The sequence below is a fragment of the Streptomyces sp. NPDC088923 genome, assembly GCF_044749745.1.
In the GTDB taxonomy this organism is placed as follows: domain Bacteria; phylum Actinomycetota; class Actinomycetes; order Streptomycetales; family Streptomycetaceae; genus Streptomyces.
Genome location: NZ_JBIVIO010000002.1, coordinates 496754 through 520961, shown reverse-complemented (window position 1 = coordinate 520961; position 24208 = coordinate 496754). Strand labels below are relative to the sequence as shown.

The following is a 24208-nucleotide window of genomic DNA, read 5'->3' as shown; positions in this document are numbered from 1 at the left end:
TAGCGAGCGGCCCGACGCCCCGTCAGGTCTTTCACGGGGGAGCAAGCAGCGCGGGGGCGGCGCGCGGTGGGTCGTACATCAGCACGACGCCCTCCGACCAGCCCTGCCCGCGCTCGGCCGCGCGCCGCCAGTCGTGCAGCACGTAGGGCAGTTGCGCCGCGCTGTGCGCCGCGCGCACCTCCTGTCCGACCCGGGTGTGGAAGCCGGAGCAGTTCCCGTCGTACGCGTACCCCGGAACCATCCCGTACGTGCGCGAGAACTCCCCCCTGCGCCGCCACAGCGCGACCCCGTACCCGGCGCGCACGAGGCGCGGGAGCGCGTCGCCCGTGACGGGGTGCGCGGCGCCCCGGTACTGGCACAGGACCGGGATCTCGGCGGGGAGCGTGACGAGGTCGCCGGCGAGGGGGCGCGGGGTGCCGCCCGCGCAGTCGAGCACGCTGCCGTGCACGCCCTCCGCGCCGGGGCCGCGCGGGTGCAGTGCGGCCCACCGTTCGGGGTCGACCTCGGCCCCGGGGCCGAACTGCTCGCGGCTCGCGCAGCGCACGACGACGGGCCGGACGGCGCCGAGCGGGCCGCCGCCGGAGGGGTCGGCCCACGTGTCGACCTCCAGGCCGAGCAGGTCGTGCGGCAGCGCGACGTGGAGCATCGCGGGGGCGCCCGGTTCGTCGCAGCGCTGGAAGGCGTCGGCGAGGGGCCCGGCGAGCGCGGCGGGCAGGGCGCGCAGCGGGACGGCGTCGGCGCTCTCGTGGACGGACTCGGTGAGCGGTTCGGGGCCGCCGGGCTCGCCCTCCTCCACGGCGAGACCCCACGTGACGTGTCCGGGCTGCCAGCCGAGGGCGTCGACGCGGAGCACGACGGCGCGAGGCGCGGCGCGGCGGCGCGGGGGCGCGGGGGCGGGGCGCTCGTGGGCGCGCCACCAGTCGGCGAGTTCGGTGTGGTAGACGGCGCGGATCTCCGGGGGCAGTTCGTCGGCGGCGTCGGCGGCCCAGTCGCGCAGCTTCCGCAGGGCGTGCGCGGTCTCGCGGGTCCCGGGGGCGTCGGGGGCCGGGAGCGCGGCGGCGGACGGGGCGGCGGCGTGGAGCGGCGCCGCCGCCGGGGTGGCCGCGTGGAGGACCGCGAGGACGTAGCGCAGCGCGAGGGCGTACGGCTCCCGCGCGCCGCCCGCCCGGTCGCGCAGCACGCCGAAGCCGTCGCGCCAGGCGCGCGGCAGGTGCGGGCGGTCGGCTCCGTAGAGGTCGAGGGGCAGGGCGCGCAGGAGCGTCGCGAGTGCGGCGGGCGCGGCGGGGTGCGGGAGCCCGGCGAAGAGGCCGTAGAGGCGGGTGCGGTCGAGGGGGCCCGGTCGGACCCCGGCGCCCCACAGGGAGCGCTGGGCGTCGGTCCAGGTGGGCGCGGCGCCCGCGAGCTGGGAGGCGTGGTAGCGGTCGTGGTCGCGGTAGAGGGCCTGGTAGAGGTCCTCCTCCGGTTCCGGGGGCCGCGGTACGGGGACGGGCGCGGCGCTGTACGCGGCGGCGTCCTCCTCACGGGGCTCGGGCAGGGCCGCCGCGGGGGCCGGGGCCGCGATGTCGGTCCCGGTACGTCCCGTACCGGCGCCCTCCCACCACAGCCCGCCGGGGAGCATCGTGCCGAAGGGCGGGGTGGCCCGCTCGACGAGCAGTCCGGGCACCGGGAGGGAGCGCAGGCAGGCGATGTCGACGGCGGAGCCGCTGCCGCCGTCGCGCAGCCGCGACTTGACGACGGCGACGACCTCGCCGCGCCGCAGGTCGACGACCGGGCCGCCCGAGGACCCCGCGATGAACCCCTCGCCCATGAGCAGGAGTTGCTCGGCCTCGCCGGGCCCGCCGAGGGTCCCGGCGACCGTGACGGCGCCGCCGCGCAGGGTCAGCTGCCCGCCGTTGTCGATCCAGCCGACCTGGTAGAGCCCGCTGCCGTCGAGCTGGGTGCCCGCGGGGCGGTCGGAGAGGTAGGCGCACGTGTACGGGGCGGGTCTGCGCAGCCGTACGAGGGCGAGGTCGGGGGCGGGCCAGGAGCCGCTCGCGGGGGCGTGCTCGGGGAGCACCGCGGCGACCTCGCCTTCGAGGGCGAAGGGGAGACCGCTCGGGCCCACCTGGCAGACGATCACCCGCTCCCCCTTCCCGATCGGCCGCTGCGCCGCCCCGTCGAAGAGGACATGCGCGCAGGTCAGGACCCACTGCGGCGCGGCGAGAAAGCCGCTGCCGAGAAACAGCCCGGCCTCCTGGACGGTGTCGAGGGGGCTATACCCGGCTCGGGGAACGTGGATGCGGACCGTGGCCGCCTTCGTCAGATCCTCCAGGATCTTCCACACCGGCTGTCCCTCCCCACCGCCGTTCACCGCCCCTCACCCCCACGGAGGGCCGCGGCGGCCCGGCTCGTGGCCGCCCGGCCCGTGGCTGCCCGGCCCGTGGCTGCCCGGCTCGTGGCCACCCGTCCCACGGCCGCCCGACCCGTGGCCGCCCGACCGGCGGCTGAGCGGCCCGTCCCCGGTCCCGTCGCGCGCGGCGCCCCGCACTGCCCCGCACGAGTGAGGGCCCGGACGCCCGTGCCGCTCGGCGCGTGCTCCGCGTGCGGGTCCCGGGCCTCGGCCCGTGAGGACGCCGGGTGATCCGTCCCGCGTCGCGTGGTCCGCGTCGTCCCGCCTGTCCCGCGGTTCGCGTGGTCCCCCATGGTGTGTCCCCCGTTCCCTCTCCCGCGTGCCTGGCGGGGGCCGATGGGCCGCCGTTCGGTCGTGGCGCGCGGGCAGAGCAGATTAGCCCGTGTGCGGGGCGGGGGCGAGGAGGAAACGGGACACCCGGGCCGCCTATCCTGTGCCTCGGACGCCCCGGGCCCCTGCCCGCCCCCTTACCCCTTCGGCCACCGGCCCCATCAGACGGAGCACGCGACATGTACTTCACCGACCGCGGTATCGAGGAGCTGGAGCGGCGGCGCGGCGAGGAAGAGGTGAGCTTCGAGTGGCTCGCCGAGCAGTTCCGCGTCTTCGTCGACCTCAACCCGGACTTCGAGGTCCCCGTCGAGCGCCTGGCGACCTGGCTCGCCCGCCTCGACGACGAGGACGAGGACTGACGCCGCGCGGTTCCTGAGCTGCGCGCGGCACCCGAGCGGCGCGCGGCCCACGCCCTGAGGGGCACGAGGCCGCGCCCCGTCTCCGCCCACCCGTACGGCGCGGGTCACCGCCGTCCCCGCCTCACCCCGTCTCCCACCCCCGCGCCGCCCGCATCCGGTCATAGGCGAGGGCGGAGAGCCCGTGGGCGACCAGCAGCGTGCCGGCGCAGCCCCAGCCGCGGTCGCGGCGCCGCAGCCCGTACGCGAGCAGCGGCAGCCCCACCGCGCACTGCGCCCCCGCCAGGAACCGCGCGCCCGGGCCGCGCGGCCACGGCCCCAGCACGCCGTGCTCGACCGCGTCGATCTCGTCCCGCACCGCCTCGCGCCAGCCCGACCAGGACAGGGAGCGGTTGCCCGGCACGACGGCGGCGACCGAGCGGAGGCGGTCGGCGGGCTCGCCCGGCAGCAGTCCGGCGGGCAGCCGCAGTCCGGCGCGGGCGAGCACCGCGAGCACGCCGCGCAGCCGGCCGCGCGCGTCGCTCTCCGGGTCCTGGCGGGTCAGCGACCCGAGCTCCTGGAGGTCGAGCACGGGGTCGAGGCCGAGCCGGAGCACGAAGGTGCGCAGCGCCTCCTCCTCGCCGAGCGGCGTCCCGTCCGCCGCCCACTCGTAGCCGACCGGGCGCCGGAAGCCGGAGCAGAGCACGAGACCGGCGCGTTCGTGGTCCCACCACAGCGCGAGGACGGGCCAGGAGGCGCCGACCGCGAGCGCCGTCGCCCACCCGGTGAGGACCCGGTCGACCGGCTCGCCGCCGTGCAGCCAGGGCTTGTCCCGCGGTACGAGGACGCTCCACCGCGCCTCGCCCCCGGGCCCCGGCTCCCCCGCCGGGCACAGGGTGAGCGGTCCGCGCAGGAGCCGCGCGGTGTGCGCCACCTCCTCCGGTTCCGCCCGGCACAGCAGGAGCGCCCCGGCCGCACGCTCGGCGTCCGTCGCGTCGGAGGGAGCGGCGTGCGGCGTGGGGCGGTACCCGCCCGGGGGATCGGCCATGGGACCACGCTAGGGCGGCCCTGCTCGCGCGGCCCGCCTTCGGCGTCCTTTCGTGGCGGTCGCCCCTTCCCGTCCCCGGGCTTGACGCCACCGGTCCGCGATATATCGTGTTTGAAAGAGAACGCGATATGACGCGAAGCGCCTGTCGCGTGCTGCCGGTACGCCGCGCCCGCACGCACTGCGCGCACCGCGCGAGACACGTACGAGTGACACACGTACGAGGGAAGAACGGGGAGGTTCGGCATGGCCGAGTGGTCCGTGGCGGAAGCACGGAAACTGAGGATCGAGGACCCGGTGCGGACCGTGCGCGTCGGGCTCATGGGCGGCGAGGTCAACGTCGTCGGGCGCCCGGGCCCGGGCGAGGCGATCGGCCTCCAGGTCGCGGAGGTGGACGGCCCGCCGCTCGACGTGAGCAGCGAGGACGGGGTGCTGACGGTCGAGTACCCGGACGTGCCGTGGCGCGGCCCGCTCAAGTGGCTCTCTTCCCGGGTGCGCGAGCGGCACGCGGTGGTCTCGCTCGTCGTCCCCGCCGACACGCACGTCGAGGTGCACGTGGCGGGCGCCGAGGTCACGGTCTCCGGGCTCGACGCGCCGCTCGTCGTGCACAGCGTCTCGGGCGGCGCCACGCTGACGCGCCTGAGCGGCGCGGTCGAGGCCGAGACGGTCTCCGGCGCCTTCGAGGCCCAGGCCACGAGCGGCCCGCTCCGCTTCGCCTCCGTCACGGGCACCCTCACCCTCGTCGACGGCACGGGCCCCTCCGTGCGCGCCGATTCGGTGAGCGGCGACATCATCCTCGACCTGGCCCCCGGCGAGACCCCCGCGGACATCCGGCTCGCGAGCGTCTCCGGACAGGTCGCGATCCGCCTCCCGCACCCGGCGGACGCGACGGTCGAGGCGGACACGGCGAGCGGTTCGGTCTCCAACGCCTTCGAGGATCTGCGCGTCAGCGGCGGCTGGGGCAGCAAGAAGGTGACCGGAAGGCTCGGTTCCGGGCATGGCAGGCTCAGGGCCACGACGGTCTCCGGCTCCCTCGCGCTCCTGCGCAGGCCGCCCCGCGCGGAGGAGACCGAGCCCCCCGAGGAGCCCGGCTCCCCGGCGCCCACCGACCAGCCCGACCAGCCCGACCAGCCCGACCAGCCCGACAGGAAGGTGCTCTGAGATGGCCCCCGTCTTCGCCCACGGCCGCCTGCGGCTGTACCTGCTCAAACTCCTCGCCGAGGCCCCGCGCCACGGCTACGAGGTCATCCGCCTCCTCCAGGAACGCTTCGAGGGGCTGTACGCGCCCTCCGCCGGCACGGTCTACCCGCGCCTCGCCAAGCTGGAGTCCGAGGGCCTCGTCACGCACACGACCGAGGGCGGCAGGAAGGTGTACGCGATCACCGCGACCGGGCGCGCGGAGCTGGCCGCTCGCGGCGGTGAGCTGGCCGAGCTGGAGCTGGAGATCCGCGAGTCGGTCGCCGAGCTGGCCGCCGAGATCCGCGACGACGTACGGGGCGCGGCGGGCGAGCTGCGCCGCGAGGTGCGCGCCGAGACGGGCCGCTCCGACGCCGCCGGTGGGGCGGGCGCCGGGCGCGGCGAGGGCGAGCGCGAGGCGTGGCGCGCGGCGAAGGAGGAGCTGCGCCGCGCGAAGCAGGAGTGGCGCGAACAGGCCCGCCAGGCACGCGACGAGAGCCGCCGCGCCCGCGAGGACGCGCAGCGGGCCCGCCGTCAGGCGCGCGACGCGCAGGCGAAGGCGAAGGCGCAGGCGAAGGAGGCGCAGGAGCACTTCCAGGACATGGCCCGCCAGGTCCAGCAGCAGGTGCAGGAGCACTTCAGCCGGGGCGACTGGCCCACCGGGCTGCGCGAGGGCCTGGGCGAACTGACGCGCGAGTTCGGCCGCTTCGGGCGCGAGGGCGGGTTCGGCCAGGGGCAGGGCGGCAGCCCTTGGGGAGCGTGGGGCGGCGGGCGCGCACCGTGGGAGGCGCGGGCGGAGCGGCCCCGCGAGGAGTCCCCCGACCTGGAGAAGCACCTCGCGGAGGAGGCGGACGAGGCAGCGGCCGACGTGACGGGCGAGGGCCCCGGGCCCGTACCGCCGCGATGGGCCACGGAGCCCCTCGCCGAGGGCGATCCGGTCCGGGAGCTGGAGCGGCTGCTCGACCGGTTCCGCGACGACGTCAGGGACGCGGCCCGCGACAGCGGCGTCACGGCTGCCCGGCTCCACGCGGCCCGCGAGGAGCTCGCGAGGGCGGCGGCCCGCATCACGGCCCTCCTCGGGGAGCCGTCCGCTGAATGACCACCATCGCCTGGGGCCCGCTGGGCCGGGGCCCCCTCTGGCAAGCAGTGGTGCACCTGGCGGCGCTGGAGGCGAGGGAGCCGGTACGGGCGGCGGAACCGGTACGCGCAGAGCCGGTACGCGCGGCGGAACCGGTCTGCGCGGCGGAGGCCGTCCGTACGGGACCGCCCGGCGCCGTCCGCGCCGTGCCCCTCGGCGCGGCGGCCCCCCGCGCCCCGGAGATCGGCCGTGCCCACGCCGCCCGGCCGCCCCGTCCCCGTACCGTCCACCACCCGGCGCGCACCGCGAGGAAGCAGCCCCCGCAGGAACCGGGCACCGTCCGGCCCTCGGTCTGAGGCGGGGCGGTGTCCGCCGGGAGAGGCGGCGGTCCCGCGTCCGTACGGGAAGCGGCGAAGGGCCCCTCGCACCGGTGCGGAGGTGCCCGCACCCGTACCGGAGCCCTTCGCCGCACGCGACGCGGAGCGCCCGCCCGGCTCACGTCATCGCCGCGCGACCCCGTCCTCCCGCGCCGCGCGCGCGACCGCCTCGGTCACGGCGGGGGCGACGCGCTCGTCGAAGGGCGAGGGGATGACGTAGTCGGCGGCGAGTTCCGCGCCGACCACGTCGGCGAGCGCCTCGGCCGCGGCGATCTTCATGTGCTCCGTGATGTCCGAGGCCCGCACCCGGAGCGCGCCCGCGAAGATGCCGGGGAAGGCGAGCACGTTGTTGATCTGGTTCGGGTAGTCGCTGCGGCCCGTCGCGACGACGGCCGCGTACTTGTGCGCGACGTCCGGGTGGATCTCCGGGTTCGGGTTGGCCATCGCGAAGACGAAGGAGTCCTTCGCCATCGTCGCGACCGCCGCCTCGGGCACCGTGCCGCCCGAGACCCCGATGAAGACGTCGGCGCCGTCCAGCGCGTCCGCGGGCGAACCGCTGAGCCCCGCCAGGTTGGTCAGCTCGGCGATCTCCCGCTTGACCGGCGTCAGGTCGGCGCGGCCGGTGCTCAGCACGCCCTTGCGGTCGCACACCGCGACGTCCCCGATGCCCGCCGCGAGCAGGAACCTCGCGATGGCCGCGCCCGCCGCGCCCGCGCCCGAGATGACGGCGCGCAGCGCGCCGATCTCCCGCCCCGTCAGCTTCGCGGCGTTGCGCAGCGCGGCGAGCGTCACGACGGCGGTGCCGTGCTGGTCGTCGTGGAAGACCGGGATGTCGAGCCGCTCCTTGAGCCGCCGCTCGATCTCGAAGCAGCGCGGCGCGGAGATGTCCTCCAGGTTGATGCCGCCGAAGGAGGGCGCGAGCCGTGCCACGGTCTCGACGATCTCGTCCGCGTCGGTCGTGTCCAGTGCGAGCGGCACGGCGTCCACGCCCGCGAACTGCTTGAAGAGGATCGCCTTGCCCTCCATGACCGGCATCGAGGCGGCGGGGCCGATGTCGCCCAGCCCGAGGACCGCCGTGCCGTCCGTGACGACGGCGACGACCTGCGAGGTCCACGTGTACTCGTGGGCGAGTTCGGGGCGCTCGGCGATGGCCGTGCACACCTCGGCGACGCCGGGCGTGTAGGCGAGGGAGAGGTCGTCGCGGTTCTGCACGGGGACGGTCGCGGCGATCGCCATCTTGCCGCCCCGGTGGAGGGCGAAGGCGGGGTGGAGACCGGCGTCGTCCGGGTGGAGACCGGCGTCGTCCGGGTGGAGACCGGCGTCGTCCGGGTGGGCCGCGTCCGCCCGCGCGGCGTCCGCCTCGGCCGGGTGGTTCGCGGAGCCGTCGCCCGTACCCGTGACGCCCGCACAAGCGTCGGTATCGGGTGTGGCTTCGGCAATGTCCGCTTGAGCTGACATGGGAGAACCCCTTTGTTCGTTCATCGTCAGTTGAGGGTGTCCACCCCCTGGTGAGGAGGGCGGGCGGGCACCGCGCAGCCCGCCGGCGGCCCGGGTCCCCGGTCGGGAACCACGGCTTCCACGCTTCCGCGCGACACTTCCGGGAGGGGAAACGCCTGCGCGAAGGAATAGGCCACGGGTACGGGCACGTGCGCGCGGACGCGCCGCACACGCGTCCTGGGCCCCTGATGAGGGGTGTAGCCGTCTTTTCTACCGGATCGCGCCCGCCTCCTACGAGTCCTTTCGGACGAGGGCCGGGTCACACGCGCCGTCGGCCCCTCGCCCCGCCCGCCCGCCCTCCCCGCGCACCCTCTCCCCGCGGGCCATCGCCGGGCTCCGCGAACCTCTCACGCCCGCTCAAGACCGCCCAAGGCACGCGGAATTCCCCAAGAGCCCCACAGCGCGTCAAGCCGCGCGGGCCCGCCGAGAACCGGCATAGCGTCTCGCATCCCGGGATACCCGCCCAGGACCGGCGCCCATGCCCGCGCGCACCGCGAAAATCACCCTCCGGCCGACCTGCCGTCAACTCGTCCCCGCGTCGCACTTGTTACCTGTCCACAAGCCCGCCGCCCGATCCCGTTATCCGATTTTGACATCGGCGACCCCCTGAGCGGTCTTGTCCGAATGGCAAGATGCCGTGCATCGCACTGGGTCACGACACTCGAAGACGCGTTCACCGTGACCCCCGTCGGCAATTCCAGACTTCCGCCGGAGGGACCCTCATGACCGCCAAATCCCCGCGTCGCCTGTTCGCCGTGAAGCCCCGCGCAGCGACGGCCGCCGCTGTCGTGGTCGCGGGTGCCCTGCTCCTCGGCGCCTGCGGTGACCAGACGAAGGACGACGACAAGAAGGAGCCGGCCGCTTCGGCCGGTTCGTCCCAGGCCGCCGGGTCCTCACTCAAGGACAAGCTCCCCGCGGAGATCCGCGACAAGGGCGTCATCAAGGTCGGCTCGGACATCGCGTACCCGCCCGTCGAGTACAAGGACAAGTCCGGCAAGGTCGTCGGGATCGACATCGACCTCGCCGAGGCGCTCGGCAAGGAGCTGGGCGTCAAGTTCGAGTTCCAGAACGCGACCTTCGACACGCTCCTGACCGGTCTGCGCTCCAAGCGGTACGACCTCGCGATGTCCGCCATGACCGACACGGCGGACCGGCAGAACGGCGTGGACGGCGACACGGGCAAGAAGGTCGGCGAAGGCGTCGACTTCGTCGACTACTTCACGGCCGGCGTCTCGATCTACACGCCGAAGGGCAAGACGCAGGGCATCAAGACCTGGTCCGACCTGTGTGGCAAGAAGATCGTCCTCCAGCGCGGCACCGTCTCGCACGACCTCGCCAAGGCCGAGTCGAAGAAGTGCGCGGGCGGCAAGAAGATCGCCATCGAGGCGTACGACAACGACCAGCAGGCCCAGACCCGCCTGCGCGCGGGCGGCGGCGACGCCGGCTCCTCCGACTTCCCCGTCGCGGCCTGGGCCGTCAAGACCTCCGGCGGCGGCAAGGACTTCGAGCTGGTCGGCGAGCAGGTCGAGGCCGCCCCGTACGGCATCGCGATCGCCAAGTCGAACACCCAGCTGCGCGACGCGATCAAGGCCGCGATGGAGGCGATCATCAAGAACGGCGAGTACGACAAGGTCATATCCAAGTGGGGCGTCGAGGACGGCAAGGTCACCGAGGCCGCCGTGAACGCGGGCAAGTGACCTGACCGGGCGCGGGGTCGCGCGTACAGGGGCGGGCCGCCGCCCTTCCCCCACGCGCGACCCCGCCGCCCCCGCCCCCCGCGGGGCCCCCCCCCCCCCCCCCCCCCCCCCCCCGCGGCCGGGGGGGCCGGGGGGCCCCCCCCCCCCCCCCCCCCGCGCCCCCCCCCCCCCCCCCCCGGGGGGGGCCCCCCCCCCCCCCCGACCCCACCCCCGGAGCGAAGGCAGTACGCGTGTCCCCCGACGACCCCACCACCCCCCCGGAGCCGGACCGCGCGTCCGGGCCCCGGGACGCCAGGCCCACCGACGTGGGCACCACCGCGGCCGGTGCCGCCGCACCGGTCTCCCCGACGAAGACCGCCCCGCGCCCCGCCGAGGCCATCCGCGCCGTCCCCGTGCGCCACTACGGCCGCTGGGTCGCGGCGGTCGTCTCGCTCGCCGCCCTCGGCGCGCTGGTCTACGCCTTCTCGCAGGGCAAGATCAACTGGGGCGCCGTCCCCGACTACTTCTTCGACGACCGCATCCTGAGCGGTCTCGGCAAGACCATGCTCCTCACCGTCATCGCGATGCTCATCGGCATCGTCGGCGGCGTGGTCCTCGCCGTCATGCGCCTGTCCAAGAACCCGGTGACCTCGTCCATCGCCTGGTTCTACATCTGGTTCTTCCGCGGCACACCGGTCCTCGTGCAGCTCATGGTCTGGTTCAACCTGGGCCTCGTCTTCGAGTACATCAACCTCGGCCCCCTCTACAAGGACTACTGGGCCAGCTTCATGACCCCGCTGCTCACCGCGCTGCTCGGCCTCGGCCTCAACGAGGCCGCGTACATGGCGGAGATCTGCCGCGCCGGGCTGCTCGCGGTCGACGAGGGCCAGACGGAGGCGTCGCACGCGCTCGGCATGAGCCACGCGAAGACGCTGCGCCGCATCGTGATCCCGCAGGCCATGCGCGTCATCGTGCCGCCGACGGGCAACGAGGTCATCAACATGCTCAAGACGACCTCGCTCGTCGCCGCCGTCCAGTACCCGGAACTCCTGCGCGCGGCCCAGGACATCGGCCAGGTCTCCGGCGCGCCCGTCGAGATGCTCTTCCTCGCCGCCGCCTGGTACCTGATCCTCACCTCGGTCCTGAGCATCGGGCAGTTCTACATCGAGCGGTACTACGCGCGCGGCTCCAGCCGCGCCCTGCCCGCGACCCCCTGGCAGAAACTCCGGGCGAGCGCCTTCTCGCTGGGCCGCCCGAACGGAGGCATGGCATGAGCGACAGCGTCCCCGCGACGACGGCCGGCGGGCAGGTGCCCATGGTCCGCGCCGAAGCCGTCCACAAGTCCTTCGGCCCCCTCGAAGTCCTCAAGGGCATCGACCTGGAGGTCCGGCAGGGCGAGGTCTTCTGCCTCATCGGCCCCTCGGGCTCCGGCAAGTCGACGTTCCTGCGCTGCATCAACCACCTGGAGAAGATCAACGCGGGGCGCCTGTACGTCGACGGCGAACTCGTCGGCTACCGGCAGCGCGGCGAGAAGCTGCACGAGCTGAAGGACAGCGAGGTCGCGCTGCGCCGCCGCGACATCGGCATGGTCTTCCAGCGCTTCAACCTCTTCCCGCACAAGACCGCGCTGGAGAACATCATCGAGGCCCCCACGCAGGTCAAGGGCGTCGCGAAGGCGGCGGCCCGCGAGCAGGCCCGCGCCCTGCTGGAGCGCGTGGGCCTCGCGGACAAGGCCGACAGCTACCCGGCGCAGCTCTCCGGGGGCCAGCAGCAGCGCGTCGCGATCGCCCGCGCGCTCGCGATGGAGCCGAAGCTGATGCTCTTCGACGAGCCGACCTCGGCGCTCGACCCCGAACTGGTCGGCGACGTCCTCGACGTCATGCGCGACCTCGCGGAGAGCGGCATGACGATGATCGTCGTGACGCACGAGATGGGCTTCGCGCGCGAGGTCGGCGACTCGCTCGTCTTCATGGACGGCGGCGTCGTCGTCGAATCGGGCCACCCCCGCGAGGTCCTCACCGACCCCCGGCACGACCGCACCCGCGCCTTCCTCTCGAAGGTGCTGTGAGGCCGGGGGCGCGGCGGGACGGAGCCGGCGGCCGGTGAGACGGGGCGGGCGGCCGGTGAGCGGGGGCGGGTTGCTGGTGAGACGGGGCGGGTTGCCGACGAGGCGGGCGGGCCGCCGATGAGGCGGTACGCGTACGGGGCCGGGCCACGCGCCTCGGCTCCGTACGCCGCGTCCGTCCCGTGTCCGCGTCCCCGCCTCGCGCCCTCGCCCTCGTCGTCGCCCCCGCCCTCGTCGCCCTCGCCCTCAGCGCAGCCCGAGCACGAGCGCGTCGGAGGGCGAGGCCCACACCGTGCGGGCCTCCGCGAAGCCCGCCTCGCGCAGGGTCGCCGCGTGCCAGGCGGGCGGCTGCGTATCGCCCTCGGAGTGCGCGCCGAAGAGCTTCATGCGCGCGGCGACGGGCCCGGCCAGTTCGGGCTCCTCGGCGAGCGCCGCCCACCACGCGTCCCAGTCCTGCGCCCCCGCCTCGCGCGCCCGGTCCATCACGGCGTGCCGCAGCGCCCGCTCGGCGGCGTTGACACGGGGCGTGGCGGGGTCGGGCATGTGGTCGGCGTTCATGAAGGCGCCGCCCTCGCGCACGAGCGGCGCGAGCTGCCCGTACAGCGTGCGCAGTGCCGCGGTGGGCATCCAGTGCAGCGCCGTCGCGGTGAGCACGACGTCGTACGTGGCGTGCGGCAGCGCCTCGTACCAGTCCGGCGCCGTCAGGTCCGCGTCCACGACATCGACCCGGGCGTCCCCGGCGAAGGTGCCGCGCGCGAGCGCGAGCAGCGCCGGATCGCGGTCGACAGCCGTCGAGCGGGCCTCGGGGAACCTGCGCAGCACGCGGTCCGTGATACTTCCCGTACCGCAGGCGAGGTCGAGGACCCGCGGCGCGGTGCCGACGAGCGCCTCGGTCATCTCGAGCATGACGCGGAACCGCTCCTCGCGGTCCGGCATGTACCACTCCTGCTGACGGTCCCAGCTCTCCTGCCAGGCCCCGAAGTCGGTGCCACCGCCGCCCGTACCCATCTCCGCCTCCACCTCGTCCGCGCGGGACCCGCACGTGAACCCGCCCGGGAAGTAATACTCTCTACACATGTCGGACCATTACGGCCGGTCGACATGCGCACCCTAGTCCGCCCCTGTAAGGACAACAAGTGGAACTGGCCTATTACTCGGACTACGCCGTACGTCTCGTCAACACCGAGGAACCGGGACGCCGCAAGGACACGCTGACCTCGGTCGACGCGGTACGCGCGCTCATCGGCGCGGAGACGCAGGCGGCCCGGCGCGCGGGCGATGCGGACGTGACCCGCTTCCGGGGCGTGCGCGCCCGGCTGCGCGCGATCTTCGAGGCCGCCGACGGCGGCGAGGAGCACGAGGCGGTGCACCTGCTCAACTCGCTGCTCCTCGAATACCCGGTCTCACCGCAGATCTCCGGCCACGAGTACCTCGACGCCTCGGGGCGCCCGCGCTGGCACATGCACCTCGCCGAGCACCCCTCGAACGCGACCGCCGGATACGCCGCCGTCGCCGCGATGGGCCTCGCCTTCCACCTCACCGAGTACGGCGTCGACCGCCTCGGCATCTGCGAGGCCGAGCCCTGCCGCAACGCCTACCTGGACACCTCCACCAACCGCTCCCGCCGCTACTGCTCCGACCGCTGCGCGACCCGCGCAAACGTCGCCGCCTACCGCGCCCGCAAGCGCCGCGCCGCCGCCGAGCCGGAGACGGAGCGCACCGAACCGAACCCCCAGCGCACGAAGGAGACGGCGGCCGCGAGCCGCCCCGAGGAGTCCTGACCCGAGGGGGCCTGACCCGAGGGCTCCCGAGGGGCGGCGTCCTGGCCCGGGCTCCCCGTACCGCCCGCGAGCCCCGCCCCCGCGCCGCCCGTACCCGCGCCGCCCGCTCCGGTGCCGCCCGTACCCGCGCCGCCCGCCGTCGCGGCGACGAGCCGGTCCTCGCCCTCCGGCCTGCGCGGCCGGTACCGCCCGAGCACCCGCCCGAGCACGAGCTCCTGCGGCACGACGCCGTAGTCGTTGCTGTCGCCCCCGGCCCAGGGGTTGTCGGCGAGCACCCACCAGCCCGCGCCCCGGCGCTCCGCCGCCCGCTTGACGATGAGCAGGTCCTGCTGGAACGGATGGCGCAGCACCACCACGTCACCCGGTTTGACCCGAGCGCCGTAACGGACGAGCAAGCGGTCCCCGTGACGCAGCGTGGGCAGCATCGAGGGCCCCCGCACCTCGGCCACGCCGAGCGGAATCCTCGATTCCCCTATGCGCACGCGCCCTTCCGCCTCCGACATCGCCCAACCTCCCTCTCTCGTGCCCGTCCGGCACCGTCCTCAGGACCGGCCGGCCCCTAGTCTCACCCCGGACTTTTGGCCTAGGCCCCTGGGGGCACCCGAGAAAACCAGGGCCTCACGGAGTAATGTCCCACCTGAGAAGACGATCACGAGGAAGGACAGCTTCATGCTCTCCCGCCTGTTTGCCCCCAAGGTCACGGTCAGCGCCCACTGCGACCTGCCCTGCGGCGTCTACGACCCGGCGCAGGCCAGGATCGAGGCCGAATCGGTCAAGGCCGTCCAGGAGAAGTACCAGGCCAACGAGGACGCCGACTACCGCACGCGCTGCATCATCATCAAGGAGCAGCGCGCCGAGCTGGCCAAGCACCACGTCTCGGTCCTGTGGAGCGACTACTTCAAGGCTCCGCACTTCGAGAAGTACCCGGAGCTGCACCAGCTCGTCAACGACACCCTCAAGGCCCTCTCGGCCGCCAAGGGCTCGAACGACCCGGCCACCGGCCAGAAGGCGCTCGACCTGATCGCCCAGATCGACAAGATCTTCTGGGAGACCAAGAAGGCCTGATTTACGGTTTGGCTGTCTGACCTGCGCTTTCGCTGGTCATGTCGCCTACCGGTCCGCACCCGGTCCGCAGGCCGCCGAGAACGGCGTCCATCACGGACCGGGTGCGGTCTTCTTCGCCCGGCCACAGGTGCGCGTAGATCCGCAGCGTGATGACGGCGGACGCGTGGCCGAGGACCATCTGGACCTGCTTGACGGCGGTGCAGGGACCGGGAACGCCGCCGGTGCGAGGGACGAGGCACTGACGGCGGTCACGCTGCGCGTTGCGGCCTCCCGCGTCCAGCCCGCCCTCCAGCCCGCGCCACGGCTGGCGGTGGTGAGGCCGACCAAGGGCTGCGGCAAGTCCCGCGTCCTGGACGTGCTCCACGAGACCGTGCACCAGCCGCTGATGACCGTGAACACCTCGTCGGCTGCGGTCTTCCGGGTCATCGGCCAGAACCCGCCCGCGCTGCTGGTGGACGAGGCCGACACCATCTTCGGCCCGAAGGCCGGCACAAGGAGGACCTGCGCGGCCTGCTGAACGCGGACACCAGCGCAACCGCCCCGCCTGGCAAATCTCCGGCCCGGAGCACAAGCCGACTGCGCTCCCCACCTTCGCCATGGGAGCGCTCGCCGGGAGAAGCGCAAGCCGCGCCGGCCACCAGGCCGCCACCGCCCTGCGCAAGGCCGTCAAGGAACTCGCCTACGCCTCCACCGAGCCCGGCGGACTCGCCATCGCCTTCCTCTTCGCCACCGTGCACCTGGCCCGCGCCGCCGCCAAGTGACACGCACAGCGCGGCCACGAACAGCAGGCCGCTGCGGCCGAGGAAGCCTTCCGCCACCTCCAGGCGGGCTATCAGCACGCCGCCACACCCGACTTGGCGGACCTGGCCCGCCGCGCACCGCGAGCCACTACCGCCCGCCGCTTCGAGCAAGACATTGACAAGACCCTCCACAACGAGATTCACAAGGCTCACGCGCTGCCGTCTCGGAGACCGACCGGGGGCAAGTCCTAGCAGGCGGCTCCAACCAACGCCGCGCGACGCTCGTAGAAAATACCCATGCCGTTGAGCGGCGGCCCGAATGGAACGAGGAGCCCTCGCCGTTTCACAGATCCCTTCACAGGCGGCACCCACAGCGCACGCTGATGCCTTCGCTGCCCGTGGCAGCGAAGGCATCAGTCGTCAGGCGGCTCGCGCTACGGGTAATTGCGCAACCCACGTCGTGATCTCGGCCAGGTGCTCGGGCTGCAGCCCGAGGTGCGGGTCGGGCTGTACGAGGAGAGTCTGCGTTCCCTTGGCGGTGCGCTCCGCCGCCCAGGTGTGGTCGAGGTTGGTGAAGTCGTCATCTATCCAGACGGCGGGGGCGTCGCCGAGCCAGCCGTCGACGTGGTCGCGCTTCCAGAGGTAGCCATCAGGATGGCTGGTGGTGATCTGGGGACGCGGCAAATCAACGTGTGGAAAGGCCGGGAGGCCGAGGAGGGGCCCGATGAGGGTGGTGGCGTCCTGGCGCCAACTCGTGCACCAGACCGGAGTGACCAAGCCGGTGTGGATGACGTCCATGAGCAGGCGGCCGTGGTCGGGGTTGAGCCAGACGGTGACCGGATTGTCGACGCTGCGGCCGACGGGGACGACGTCGTGGCGAACGTGGGTGGCCGGGGTCGAGCCGTCCGCGTTGGGGAAGGGTATGAGGACACCGTCGATGTCGAGGAGCAGGTAGGGCAGGCGCATCGGTTCCTCCAGGGAACCCGGGGCGAGTGGCTGGTCAGAGCTTGCGGGCGCGGATCAGCAGGGTGGTGGGCCAGTGGCCCATGCGGGGGTCGTGGAACTCCTGGGCCGAGGTGAGCCAGAAGCCCGCGTGACGCAGGTGCTTCTCCCACCGATCCGCGGAGAACTCCCAGCGGGCGATGGGGAGGCGGGTATGGTCAGGAAGGGTGACGTGGTCGCGGCGAGGACGGTCGTCTCCGGCGGGGCTTCGGCCGCCGCGCTGCGGGTGCGGAACCGAGAAGGCGAGCACCCGGCCGGGCGTGAGGCGCTGGGCGATGGCCGGGAGCAGAAGCTCGGGGGCGACAAGCCCGATGGCGCCGAATACGGAGTAGATCGCGTCGAACGGCTCGTCGGAGGCGCGCAGGTGGTGCAGGGCGTGCCCGGCGACGAAGGTGAGGTTGTCCAGCCGTCCGTAGTGGGAGCGGGCGCGGCGGACCTGCAGGCCGACAAGGTCGACGCCGGTGACGCGGGCGCCGATTGGGGTGTCCCCTGCTCGAGCGAAGCCGAGAGCTTGGGGAAGGGTAGCGAGGTGGGCGGCGTTGTGGCCGGGGCCGCAGCCGAGTTCCAGGAGCCGCTTGCCCCGAAGGTCGGGGCCGAGGATTTCGGCTCCAGGCCCTTGGCCGGGTCTCGTGGTCCATTCCATCCGGGCGGGTACGGCAAGGGGTTGGGCAGGTCCGGCGGCGGTGCGCTGGAGGGCGTGGGCGTGCCAGGGGGATGCCTGGGCGAGCACGTCAGATCTCCAGGAGGTGGAGGACGTCGGTGAGGTGGCGGCGGACGGCCTTGATGTAGGCGGGGTCGGTGGCCGGGTCGTTGATCCAGCGGATCGCCTGCTCCATAAACCACTCGACGGCCCACATGCGGTGCCAGCCCAGGGCCCAGTTCTCGGCGGTGAGACCGCCGCGCGGGGCGAGGGCATCGGGGGTGCCGCCAGCGGTGACGTACTGCTCCAGGAGGACGCGCAGGCGGACAGGGTGTGGGGCATCGATGGTTCCGTGCCAGCTGGCGAAGTCGAGCAGGCCGGGGCCGGTGAAGGCACGAGCGAAGTCGAGCAACCGCCAACCGCGCTCGCCGATGTGGAGGCTGGTGGGGTGGAACTCGGAGTGCACCCACCCGAATGGTTCCAGCCTTGCTCCGGCCGAACGGGCCCCAGCCGCTTGGGCGATCCGGTCGAGCGCGTCCTCGACATCGTCGGTGTCCTGCCACCGGTCGGCCTTGCGCAGCCGGCCGAGGTGGTCCAGCGCTCGGGCGGGCAGCACGCGCAGCCGCTCCTGGTCGAGCACAGGCAAGCGCGAGGCCGTACGGGTGCTGTGCAGGATGACGGCCGCAGCGACGCCGTCAAGGTCGTCGGCCTCGCGGACGGACGGCCCCAGGTCCTCCATGAGCATGCCGAGCCATCCGTTCAGAACGGCAGAGGCGTGGACTCGGGGGACGGGAACGCCGAGGGTGTGGGCCAGGCGGAGGGCCTGGTCCTCGCTGTCGAAGGGTTTCTTCGCGTACTTGAAGATGGCCGTGGAGCCGTCGGGGAAGGTCACGCGCTCGACGCCGGACATGGACCACACGCGCACCTCCTCCCGTACGGCGGTGGTCTGGCCGGTCGCGGTGAGCAGGTTGTCAAGGAGTTCGACGCTGGGATTCGTGGTCACGGGGAGGCTCCGGGGAGGTGGCGGCGTCCGGGGCGGGCGAGGGCGGTCGGCCCGCCCCGGAGCCTGATCGGGTGGCGGGTTACGCGGCGGGGTTCACGCGGTGGGCGTAGACCTGCTCGATCCAGCCCGCCTTGAACTCGGCCAGGTCGTCACGGAAGTTCGCCATCGAGGCACCGTAGGGCGCGACCACGCCGCCGGACTGGTCCGGCACGGACTGGCAGCCGTGCACGAGCCGGCCGCCGAGCGCGGCGTGGGCCTTGATGGACTCGATCCGGCGGTGCTCGTTGAACCAGCCGCCGTGGTAGACCTCGTCGAGCATCCCGCCCATGTCGTCGTCCAGGTCGAAGACGACGGACGTCGCGGCGGGGAAGAACCAGCACGGCCCGACGTTGGAGATGTGCCCGTCCACCTCGACCTTGTTGAGCGCCATGAACGTGGCCGCCTCGCGCAGCATGCGCAGGTGCTCGGCGGTGATCTGCGGCAGGCCGAGGCCGGCCAGGTGCTCCTCACGGAAGAGGTACGCGTACACCTCGTACGCGGTGGCCAGGACGCGGGCCGCGTCGGAGGTGGACTCGCTGTGCTGCTTGATGAAGTCGAGCGCGAGCTGCTCGACCGCGCTCTCGGTTGTCTCGTCCACGTCCAGGAGCTGAGACTTGACCAGCCCCCAGTCGGCGACGAGCCAGGTGCTCGACTCGAAGCGGAAGAAGTAGTCGGCCGGGTCGATCGTGATGCGCCGGCCGTCGACCTGGATGCCGGGCAGGCGGTTCCATCGCGGGTCGAACGCCTCGGGCAGCTCGACCGTGATGGCCGTGGTGTCGATGGTGGTCACCGTGTTCTCCGTCTCTGATGGGCCGGGTTCGGGCACAGGAATGCCCGAACCCGGTGTGGACGTACGGAACTTCGGGGTGCCGCCCGGACCAAGGGGGAGCCTGGATCACGGTCGCGCCGTTCCGGGCGGCTGCTGATAAGTGAACCGGCGGTCACGCTCAGTGGGTACGGTGGAGGGCAGTTGAAGCGGTATACGCGGTTTACAGCTCCAGGACGGAGGCGATCGTGACGGCGCAGAGAGACCCCAACTCCCGTCTGCGCGAGATCGTCGCGGCGGTCGACTGCACCTACGAGGCTCTCGCCAGGGACGTACGGCGCATCGCCGCCGAGAACGGCGAGATCCTCCAGACCAACAAGTCGGCCATCTCGCACTGGGTGAACGGCACCCGCGCCCCGTCGGGCCGGGTGGGTCAGTACCTGGCCGAGGCGCTGTCCCGCCGATCGGGACGCACCATCACCCGGACCGAGATCGGCCTCCAGGTCGGCGATGACGAAGCGCTGGCAGAACCCGACCCTGTCCTCGCCGCCACCGACCTGGGTCGTGCCGATGTCGAGCGCCGCCACTTCCTCGCCATCGCGGCCTTCACCACTGCCGGCGTCGCCATGCCGCTCGGATACGACCACGAAGCCACCACCCGCATGCTCCGGGCCCGCACCGGTACCTCCCTGGTGGGGGCGGAGGACGTGGACGTCGTACGGCAGATCACGGCGGCCTTCAGCGCCGCTGACGAGCGCCTCGGCGGCGGGCACGGCCTGACCACCGTCACCGCGTACCTCGCCGACACAGCCGCCCCGATGCTGCGCGGGCGCTTCCCCAACGAAGTCTTACGCCGGGCCGCATTCGGCGCCGTCGCCGAACTCGCCTATCTCGCAGGGTGGAAGCACCACGACCTCGGCCAGGAAGGCGCCGCCCAGCGCTACTACCAGGTCGGCTACAAGCTCTCCTGCGAAGCAGACCCTCACGGCCACGCAGCCTGGATGATGCGCGCCCTCGCACACCAGGCTCTGAGCCTCAAGCAGCCCCACCATTGCGTTGACCTCGTCGAGGGCGCCCTACGCGCCGGTCTCGGCCGCGTCGACGGTCGGACCGAGGCACTACTCCACATCACCCACGCTCGCGCCTACGCCGCAGTCAACAAGAACCCCCAGGCCGCAGGCGCCCTGCTCGCCGCCGAGGACGCCCTCCTACGGGACGACGGCCCCCAGCCCAGCTACTCCCGCGTCAGCGGCCCCGCCGCCGGCACCGTGGCCAGCCACACCGCACGCACCCTGACCGACCTCGCCGACCACATCGGCACCGAGCAGCAGCACCGCGACGCCCTCACCCGCTGGGACCCCGCGAAGTACAAGCGCGTCCACGCCCTCACCCACGCAGACCTCGGCGACAGCCTCGCCGCCCAGGCCCGCGCGGACGAAGCCGTCGCCGCCTGGACGCAGGCCCTGGTCCTCATGGAAGGCATGACCTCCGACCGCACCCGCAAGGCGATCACCTCGCTCCGCTCCACCCTCGCGGTCTACCAGCGCCGCCGTGTCCCCGGCGCCGCCGATCTCGCCCGCCGCGCCCGCGAGGCCCTCGCCTAACATGCCCAACAACCCGCCCGACGAAGGGAATGCCGTGGCCCAGCAGACCAACGACCAGCCGAAGGCCCTCAAGCCGGCGCTCGAATCCATGACTCTGCTGGTTGCGGCCGTCATCGTCCACGACAAGGCCACCAACCGCGTCGTCCTCCTCCAGCGCAGCGAGAACGCCAAGTTCGCCCAGGGCCAGTGGGACCTCCCCGTCGGCAAGAGCGAACCCGGCGAGCCCATCACCGAGACGGCCGTCCGCGAGCTCTACGAGGAGACCGGCCTGATTGTGAAGCCGGAGTCCCTCAAGGTGGCCCACATCATCCACAGCGCGTGGGGAGTTGAGGCCCCAAACGGCTTCCTCACCGTCGTCTTCGCCACCCACGAGTGGACCGGCGAACCCGAAAACCGCGAACCCCGCAAGCACGCCCAGGTCCGCTGGGTCAACACCGGCACCATCCCCGAAAACTTCGTGGAGACCACCGCGAGTGCCCTCCACGGGTACCTAGCAGGGGGCTCAGAAGTCTCATTGAACGGGTGGGGCTAATATCAACAACACCATCGTCTTCAAGAACCCTGAGGGCCCGACGGATGGTGTTGCGTGAGGCGTTATGCGTGCGCATGAGGGCAGCTTCCAAGAGCAGAGGTTCACCTTTCTTGATCTCTTTCCGCAGTGCCTCCGCAATGACCAGGTGGATTCCGCGTGGGCTGGCCTTCGCCACTTCGTCTCCTCTCACGCCACTCATTCACTCGACACCAAGATTCCTGCAGCCGCACCAAGTTGAGGCGAATGCCGCACTCAGCCTTGGGACTTCAGCCGGAAGATAGCCCGTGCGGCGACCAACATCGAATGAACAGATTCCGCGCTAGCAGGGAACTTATCGGAGCCAATTCGTTGGGGGATCGAAAAATACGACCCCGAAACTCGGTCCGATATAATCGCACCCTTAACCAAAAACGGCATAAGTTCTTCAGGCTGTACGGGAACATACGCAACGAGCAAATCCCCTCCCCGCGCGGGCACCACTTCAACCTTAAGCCCCTCAGGCACGGGAACTATTCTATCGACGAGAGCCTGCATATAGGTCTGCAGATGCAACGAGCCAGTTTTGCACGGCGACAGCTGACTCAGACGCTCCCTCCCGGCGGAATCTTTTTCCGTCGATATGCCAACGATCAGAATCCCACCCGTTGAAGAGTTGGCGAATGCCGCGACGTCGCAAGCAAATTCATATTTCTGAGAGGGGATCGAGATCCCGTATGCCTTTTGCTTCACATCCAACCAGTCGGACTCAACCTGCCCCAACAGCAGATCCGGCCTACCAGAGAGGACCAAAGTGTACGCCCCTAAGGCCGAATCTGGATTCGCTCGACGTTGACTGAGCAGAATTCCTACGCCCTCGGATACCTCGGCACACTGGGAGACCGTCCAATCCTCGGGCGGAATAATGACGATCTCCCAGGATGGCGGATAACCAGAATCGCCAGCATAATGCTTCAACGAGTGAATCCTAACCGACAATCTTTCGAAATATAGCGACGTCCGCTCGTTAATCTCCTCCTCGACGCCAACATGCGGATATTCAACATAAAAAACGAAAGCAAGTTCACCTTGTTCCGTGATATGGAAAAACTCGTATACCGTTTCCCGCTCACCTCCGCGACGAACTTGGCCGCGATGCCCGAAGAATACCCCCTGAGACTCCCGCGTCGAAGTGACACAGAAATCAATAGGAACCCCATTAGGGTTATCTGCGGAAATCACCCTTGATGAATCTTCCAACGTTTCACGAAGGAAGCGCAACTCGACTTTCGATATGAGGTCGCGCTCAACTTGGCAATTCCCCCGAAAAACATAGGCGCCATCATCAATCCATACGGACTCCAATTCCTCATTCCACTCAATTTTCAAGTTACTGAACCCTTCCCCCCGCTGCCCCTGCACGGTCCTGCGGGAAGTTAATGTCCATTTGATGAAATATAGCCGACCTCGCGCAGCAGACCAAGTACCGCGCCCTTAAGTGCGGCACTATCGCTTTCATCACGCCACTGCACAGAAGAAATCTTGTTTCCACTTTCTTGCGCTCGACGCAATGCTTCCTCTGCGGCTCGTGTGAGCCTCTGGTTTGACACCAGTAGGCCGCCTGTAATGCTGATGGCCACCACCCCCGCAAGCCGATGAACCACTGATGTTGACACTGGATTCTGCAGTGCCTTCAACTCGACAGAGATCACATGCCGGTCTGGAGTCACAACGCTGATGTCGAAAAGACTGTTGTCAATTCCCTCCTGACTAACCGAGAACTCGGGGAATAGGCGCAAAAGTTCAGCATATACAAGCCGCTCATACACTCTGGCCGATGTTCGAATAAATGAGGCATCGCGTGATGCTAACGGGTCCATCGTGCTAAGCGCTTCCAATGCACTACGGGCTTCACGCGGGGGCGCCTCTTCCGCCTCCTCAATTACGCGTCTACGCCTTGTCGCGAACCGCATTTGAGTATCACCGTGACCTAGACTCAAAAGCGGATTTCCACTAATGAACATCAGCAGAAATATAATTCCACTTAATACCAGCGCCACGGAGCCAGCCTGATTCTTAGTCACGAAAACTGCAAGCGCTCCCGCCCCAGAGAGCGCCAGCCCTGTTATGCCGGCGGCGAACCTTCCCCAGCGAGAGAGGGGCTCCCCCTCCCCCTCCCCCTCCCCCTCCCCCTCCCTTAGGTCAGACGTCTCGTCGGGTGACTGAGTAGAGTCAGGCATGCTCACATCCTATAAGTGACGGCTCCGCGGATATTGTCGGCGTGGAGCTTGCCGGGCCTTCGCCAACGGGGGGCCTCGCTGGGAGCGGATGGGCGGTATGCCCTTCACGAGCGGGATCAGGGCTTGGCTGTCGTGGACGTTGACGCCGGAAATCGCGACGACTACGGGCAGATCGTCCCGCTCGGTGATCAGGTGGATCTTGGACTCGTATTTGCCCCAGTCGACAGGATTCGGACCTGTCAGGCCCCCTTCCAAGGCCCGCATGTCCACCGAGTCGATCGGGCACCGGGACCAGTCCAACTCCCCGCGGGCCCCCGAGTTCGTCGAGGACCAGGCGGTGCAGCTTGGCGCAGACGCATGCCTTCGTCCACTCGCTGAACCAGCGATGGGCCGTTGCACCGGACGGACCGAACAACGCCATGGGCAACTACTGCCACGTACAGCCTGACGTGGCCGCGGACACGATCGCCGCCAGGACCAGGACTTCCGCGCCCGGTTCCGTACGGCCTTCGTGGCCGTGGGGGACCGGGGACGGTTTTTGTTGCGCCCGAGAGGGCGGCCCGGCACGGCGAAGCGGTCGAATTGGCGAACACCGAGCCTCGCTCACCTGCTCGTCCACGTGCACCGAGGATTCGCGCCTCGTAGAGCGTGTCGCTTACGGCGGTCCGCACACGTTCGTCCTCGTCGGCTCGACGAAGGACGCGGCGGGCATGGCGCCGCTCCTCATGGGCCCGTTGGAGGTCCCGGCAACGGACGGGCCCTTCCGCAGATCACGCCGGAGGGCGTGGGCAGGGCGCTCGGCCGGGCCATCGACAACACCCTGCCCGTCGGGCAGACCGTCCTCCTGGCGGA

Annotated in this window: 22 protein-coding genes and 4 pseudogenes; 12 read left to right on the top strand and 14 right to left on the bottom strand. The window is 71.4% G+C overall.

All coding sequences use genetic code 11. The annotated features are described in order from the left end of the window. Positions 1–31: 31 nt before the first annotated feature. Complete coding sequence (locus tag ACIP4O_RS13565; protein ID WP_401574635.1) at positions 32–2350, bottom strand: trypsin-like peptidase domain-containing protein; 2319 nt, start codon at positions 2348–2350, stop codon at positions 32–34. Between the two features lie 548 nt (positions 2351–2898). On the opposite strand from ACIP4O_RS13565, the gene ACIP4O_RS13560 reads away from it, so the two are divergent. Next, the gene (locus ACIP4O_RS13560) at positions 2899–3078 is read left to right on the top strand and encodes a DUF6104 family protein (protein ID WP_007822171.1); all 180 of its coding nucleotides are present in this window, start codon (positions 2899–2901) and stop codon (positions 3076–3078) included. Between the two features lie 121 nt (positions 3079–3199). Here the strand turns inward: ACIP4O_RS13560 and ACIP4O_RS13555 are convergent, their stop codons facing one another. Beyond that, positions 3200–4102, bottom strand: a complete 903-nt coding sequence (locus ACIP4O_RS13555) for a hypothetical protein (RefSeq protein WP_401574633.1) — start codon at positions 4100–4102, stop codon at positions 3200–3202. A 243-nt stretch (positions 4103–4345) separates the two neighbouring features. Between ACIP4O_RS13555 and ACIP4O_RS13550 the strand changes: the two genes are divergently transcribed. Genes ACIP4O_RS13550 through ACIP4O_RS13540 form a run of 3 tightly spaced genes read left to right on the top strand, consistent with a single transcriptional unit; the run spans position 4346 to position 6709 of the window. Further along, positions 4346–5260 carry a DUF4097 family beta strand repeat-containing protein gene (locus ACIP4O_RS13550; RefSeq protein ID WP_401574632.1) on the top strand — a complete coding sequence of 305 codons (915 nt, stop codon included), beginning with the start codon at positions 4346–4348 and terminating at the stop codon, positions 5258–5260. Between the two features lies 1 nt (position 5261). Then, positions 5262–6374 carry a PadR family transcriptional regulator gene (locus tag ACIP4O_RS13545; RefSeq protein WP_401574631.1) on the top strand — a complete coding sequence of 371 codons (1113 nt, stop codon included), beginning with the start codon at positions 5262–5264 and terminating at the stop codon, positions 6372–6374. Further along, positions 6371–6709 carry a hypothetical protein gene (locus ACIP4O_RS13540; RefSeq protein WP_401574630.1) on the top strand — a complete coding sequence of 113 codons (339 nt, stop codon included), beginning with the start codon at positions 6371–6373 and terminating at the stop codon, positions 6707–6709. The genes ACIP4O_RS13545 and ACIP4O_RS13540 overlap by 4 nt, the downstream gene beginning before the upstream one ends. A 144-nt stretch (positions 6710–6853) precedes the next feature. Here ACIP4O_RS13540 and ACIP4O_RS13535 read toward each other — a convergent pair whose 3' ends face one another. Continuing rightward, entirely contained in the window at positions 6854–8188 is a 1335-nt protein-coding gene (locus ACIP4O_RS13535; protein ID WP_401574629.1) for an NADP-dependent malic enzyme, read from the bottom strand. 761 nt (positions 8189–8949) lie between these two features. Between ACIP4O_RS13535 and ACIP4O_RS13530 the strand changes: the two genes are divergently transcribed. From ACIP4O_RS13530 to ACIP4O_RS13520, 3 genes are all read left to right on the top strand, one after another. After that, on the top strand, positions 8950–9924 hold the full coding sequence (locus ACIP4O_RS13530) for an ABC transporter substrate-binding protein (protein ID WP_361331553.1): 975 nt from the start codon (positions 8950–8952) through the stop codon (positions 9922–9924). Between the two features lie 377 nt (positions 9925–10301). Next, entirely contained in the window at positions 10302–11177 is an 876-nt protein-coding gene (locus ACIP4O_RS13525) for an amino acid ABC transporter permease (RefSeq protein WP_361333861.1), read from the top strand. Then, positions 11174–11971, top strand: a complete 798-nt coding sequence (locus ACIP4O_RS13520) for an amino acid ABC transporter ATP-binding protein (protein ID WP_401574628.1) — start codon at positions 11174–11176, stop codon at positions 11969–11971. The genes ACIP4O_RS13525 and ACIP4O_RS13520 overlap by 4 nt, the downstream gene beginning before the upstream one ends. A gap of 243 nt (positions 11972–12214) precedes the next feature. Here ACIP4O_RS13520 and ACIP4O_RS13515 read toward each other — a convergent pair whose 3' ends face one another. Next, positions 12215–12976 (bottom strand): class I SAM-dependent methyltransferase, encoded by a 762-nt coding sequence (locus ACIP4O_RS13515; protein ID WP_401574944.1) that lies wholly within the window; start codon positions 12974–12976, stop codon positions 12215–12217. Positions 12977–13104: 128 nt separating this feature from the next. Between ACIP4O_RS13515 and ACIP4O_RS13510 the strand changes: the two genes are divergently transcribed. Beyond that, the gene (locus tag ACIP4O_RS13510; RefSeq protein WP_401574627.1) at positions 13105–13749 is read left to right on the top strand and encodes a CGNR zinc finger domain-containing protein; all 645 of its coding nucleotides are present in this window, start codon (positions 13105–13107) and stop codon (positions 13747–13749) included. A 167-nt stretch (positions 13750–13916) separates the two neighbouring features. On the opposite strand, the pseudogene sodX reads toward ACIP4O_RS13510, so the two are convergent. Further along, positions 13917–14252, bottom strand: a pseudogene (sodX, locus tag ACIP4O_RS13505) (nickel-type superoxide dismutase maturation protease); the annotation flags it as partial. 166 nt (positions 14253–14418) lie between these two features. On the opposite strand from sodX, the gene sodN reads away from it, so the two are divergent. Next, positions 14419–14814, top strand: a complete 396-nt coding sequence (gene sodN / locus ACIP4O_RS13500; RefSeq protein ID WP_008745663.1) for a superoxide dismutase, Ni — start codon at positions 14419–14421, stop codon at positions 14812–14814. A gap of 1 nt (position 14815) precedes the next feature. Here sodN and ACIP4O_RS13495 read toward each other — a convergent pair. Continuing rightward, positions 14816–15010, bottom strand: a pseudogene (locus ACIP4O_RS13495) (site-specific integrase); the annotation flags it as partial. Here ACIP4O_RS13495 and ACIP4O_RS13490 point away from each other — a divergent pair. Continuing rightward, a pseudogene (locus ACIP4O_RS13490) lies at positions 14993–15779 on the top strand (hypothetical protein); the annotation flags it as partial. The pseudogenes ACIP4O_RS13495 and ACIP4O_RS13490 overlap by 18 nt on opposite strands. Positions 15780–15974: 195 nt before the next feature. On the opposite strand, the gene ACIP4O_RS13485 reads toward ACIP4O_RS13490, so the two are convergent. The 4 genes from ACIP4O_RS13485 to ACIP4O_RS13470 form a co-directional block, all read right to left on the bottom strand. Continuing rightward, a complete protein-coding gene (locus ACIP4O_RS13485) occupies positions 15975–16520 on the bottom strand; it encodes an HAD domain-containing protein (protein ID WP_401574626.1) in 546 nt (181 codons plus the stop codon). 34 nt (positions 16521–16554) lie between these two features. Further along, positions 16555–17286 (bottom strand): class I SAM-dependent methyltransferase, encoded by a 732-nt coding sequence (locus ACIP4O_RS13480; RefSeq protein ID WP_401574625.1) that lies wholly within the window; start codon positions 17284–17286, stop codon positions 16555–16557. A 1-nt stretch (position 17287) separates the two neighbouring features. Further along, positions 17288–18199 carry an aminoglycoside phosphotransferase family protein gene (locus tag ACIP4O_RS13475; RefSeq protein WP_401574624.1) on the bottom strand — a complete coding sequence of 304 codons (912 nt, stop codon included), beginning with the start codon at positions 18197–18199 and terminating at the stop codon, positions 17288–17290. 79 nt (positions 18200–18278) lie between these two features. Next, positions 18279–19028: a hypothetical protein gene (locus ACIP4O_RS13470; protein WP_401574623.1), complete on the bottom strand. Its 750-nt coding sequence runs from the start codon at positions 19026–19028 to the stop codon at positions 18279–18281. Positions 19029–19252: 224 nt separating this feature from the next. On the opposite strand from ACIP4O_RS13470, the gene ACIP4O_RS13465 reads away from it, so the two are divergent. Then, positions 19253–20608 (top strand): tetratricopeptide repeat protein, encoded by a 1356-nt coding sequence (locus ACIP4O_RS13465; RefSeq protein ID WP_401574622.1) that lies wholly within the window; start codon positions 19253–19255, stop codon positions 20606–20608. Position 20609: 1 nt separating this feature from the next. Next, a complete protein-coding gene (locus ACIP4O_RS13460) occupies positions 20610–21140 on the top strand; it encodes an NUDIX domain-containing protein (RefSeq protein WP_401574621.1) in 531 nt (176 codons plus the stop codon). Here ACIP4O_RS13460 and ACIP4O_RS13455 read toward each other — a convergent pair. The 4 genes and pseudogenes from ACIP4O_RS13455 to ACIP4O_RS13440 all read right to left on the bottom strand — a co-directional run. After that, positions 21037–21339: a GntR family transcriptional regulator gene (locus ACIP4O_RS13455; RefSeq protein ID WP_401574620.1), complete on the bottom strand. Its 303-nt coding sequence runs from the start codon at positions 21337–21339 to the stop codon at positions 21037–21039. The two genes, ACIP4O_RS13460 and ACIP4O_RS13455, sit on opposite strands and share 104 nt — an antisense overlap. A gap of 53 nt (positions 21340–21392) precedes the next feature. Further along, positions 21393–22505, bottom strand: coding sequence for a helix-turn-helix domain-containing protein (locus tag ACIP4O_RS13450; RefSeq protein ID WP_401574619.1), 1113 nt, complete (start codon positions 22503–22505; stop codon positions 21393–21395). A gap of 47 nt (positions 22506–22552) precedes the next feature. Further along, positions 22553–23200, bottom strand: a complete 648-nt coding sequence (locus tag ACIP4O_RS13445) for a restriction endonuclease (protein WP_401574618.1) — start codon at positions 23198–23200, stop codon at positions 22553–22555. 191 nt (positions 23201–23391) lie between these two features. Continuing rightward, positions 23392–23880: pseudogene (locus ACIP4O_RS13440) on the bottom strand (transposase); the annotation flags it as partial. Between the last annotated feature and the right edge of the window lie 328 nt (positions 23881–24208).

What these genes read in the sequence shown, in the direction of transcription:
- sodN (WP_008745663.1), top strand. Translation starts at nt 14,419, where the DNA reads ATGCTCTCCCGCCTGTTTGCCCCCAAGGTCACGGTCAGCGCCCACTGC.
- ACIP4O_RS13485 (WP_401574626.1), bottom strand. Translation starts at nt 16,520, where the DNA reads ATGCGCCTGCCCTACCTGCTCCTCGACATCGACGGTGTCCTCATACCC.
- ACIP4O_RS13555 (WP_401574633.1), bottom strand. Translation starts at nt 4,102, where the DNA reads ATGGCCGATCCCCCGGGCGGGTACCGCCCCACGCCGCACGCCGCTCCC.
- ACIP4O_RS13540 (WP_401574630.1), top strand. Translation starts at nt 6,371, where the DNA reads ATGACCACCATCGCCTGGGGCCCGCTGGGCCGGGGCCCCCTCTGGCAA.
- ACIP4O_RS13535 (WP_401574629.1), bottom strand. Translation starts at nt 8,188, where the DNA reads ATGTCAGCTCAAGCGGACATTGCCGAAGCCACACCCGATACCGACGCT.
- ACIP4O_RS13460 (WP_401574621.1), top strand. Translation starts at nt 20,610, where the DNA reads ATGCCCAACAACCCGCCCGACGAAGGGAATGCCGTGGCCCAGCAGACC.
- ACIP4O_RS13515 (WP_401574944.1), bottom strand. Translation starts at nt 12,976, where the DNA reads ATGGGTACGGGCGGCGGTGGCACCGACTTCGGGGCCTGGCAGGAGAGC.
- ACIP4O_RS13560 (WP_007822171.1), top strand. Translation starts at nt 2,899, where the DNA reads ATGTACTTCACCGACCGCGGTATCGAGGAGCTGGAGCGGCGGCGCGGC.
- ACIP4O_RS13530 (WP_361331553.1), top strand. Translation starts at nt 8,950, where the DNA reads ATGACCGCCAAATCCCCGCGTCGCCTGTTCGCCGTGAAGCCCCGCGCA.
- ACIP4O_RS13550 (WP_401574632.1), top strand. Translation starts at nt 4,346, where the DNA reads ATGGCCGAGTGGTCCGTGGCGGAAGCACGGAAACTGAGGATCGAGGAC.
- ACIP4O_RS13520 (WP_401574628.1), top strand. Translation starts at nt 11,174, where the DNA reads ATGAGCGACAGCGTCCCCGCGACGACGGCCGGCGGGCAGGTGCCCATG.
- ACIP4O_RS13545 (WP_401574631.1), top strand. Translation starts at nt 5,262, where the DNA reads ATGGCCCCCGTCTTCGCCCACGGCCGCCTGCGGCTGTACCTGCTCAAA.
- ACIP4O_RS13455 (WP_401574620.1), bottom strand. Translation starts at nt 21,339, where the DNA reads ATGAGTGGCGTGAGAGGAGACGAAGTGGCGAAGGCCAGCCCACGCGGA.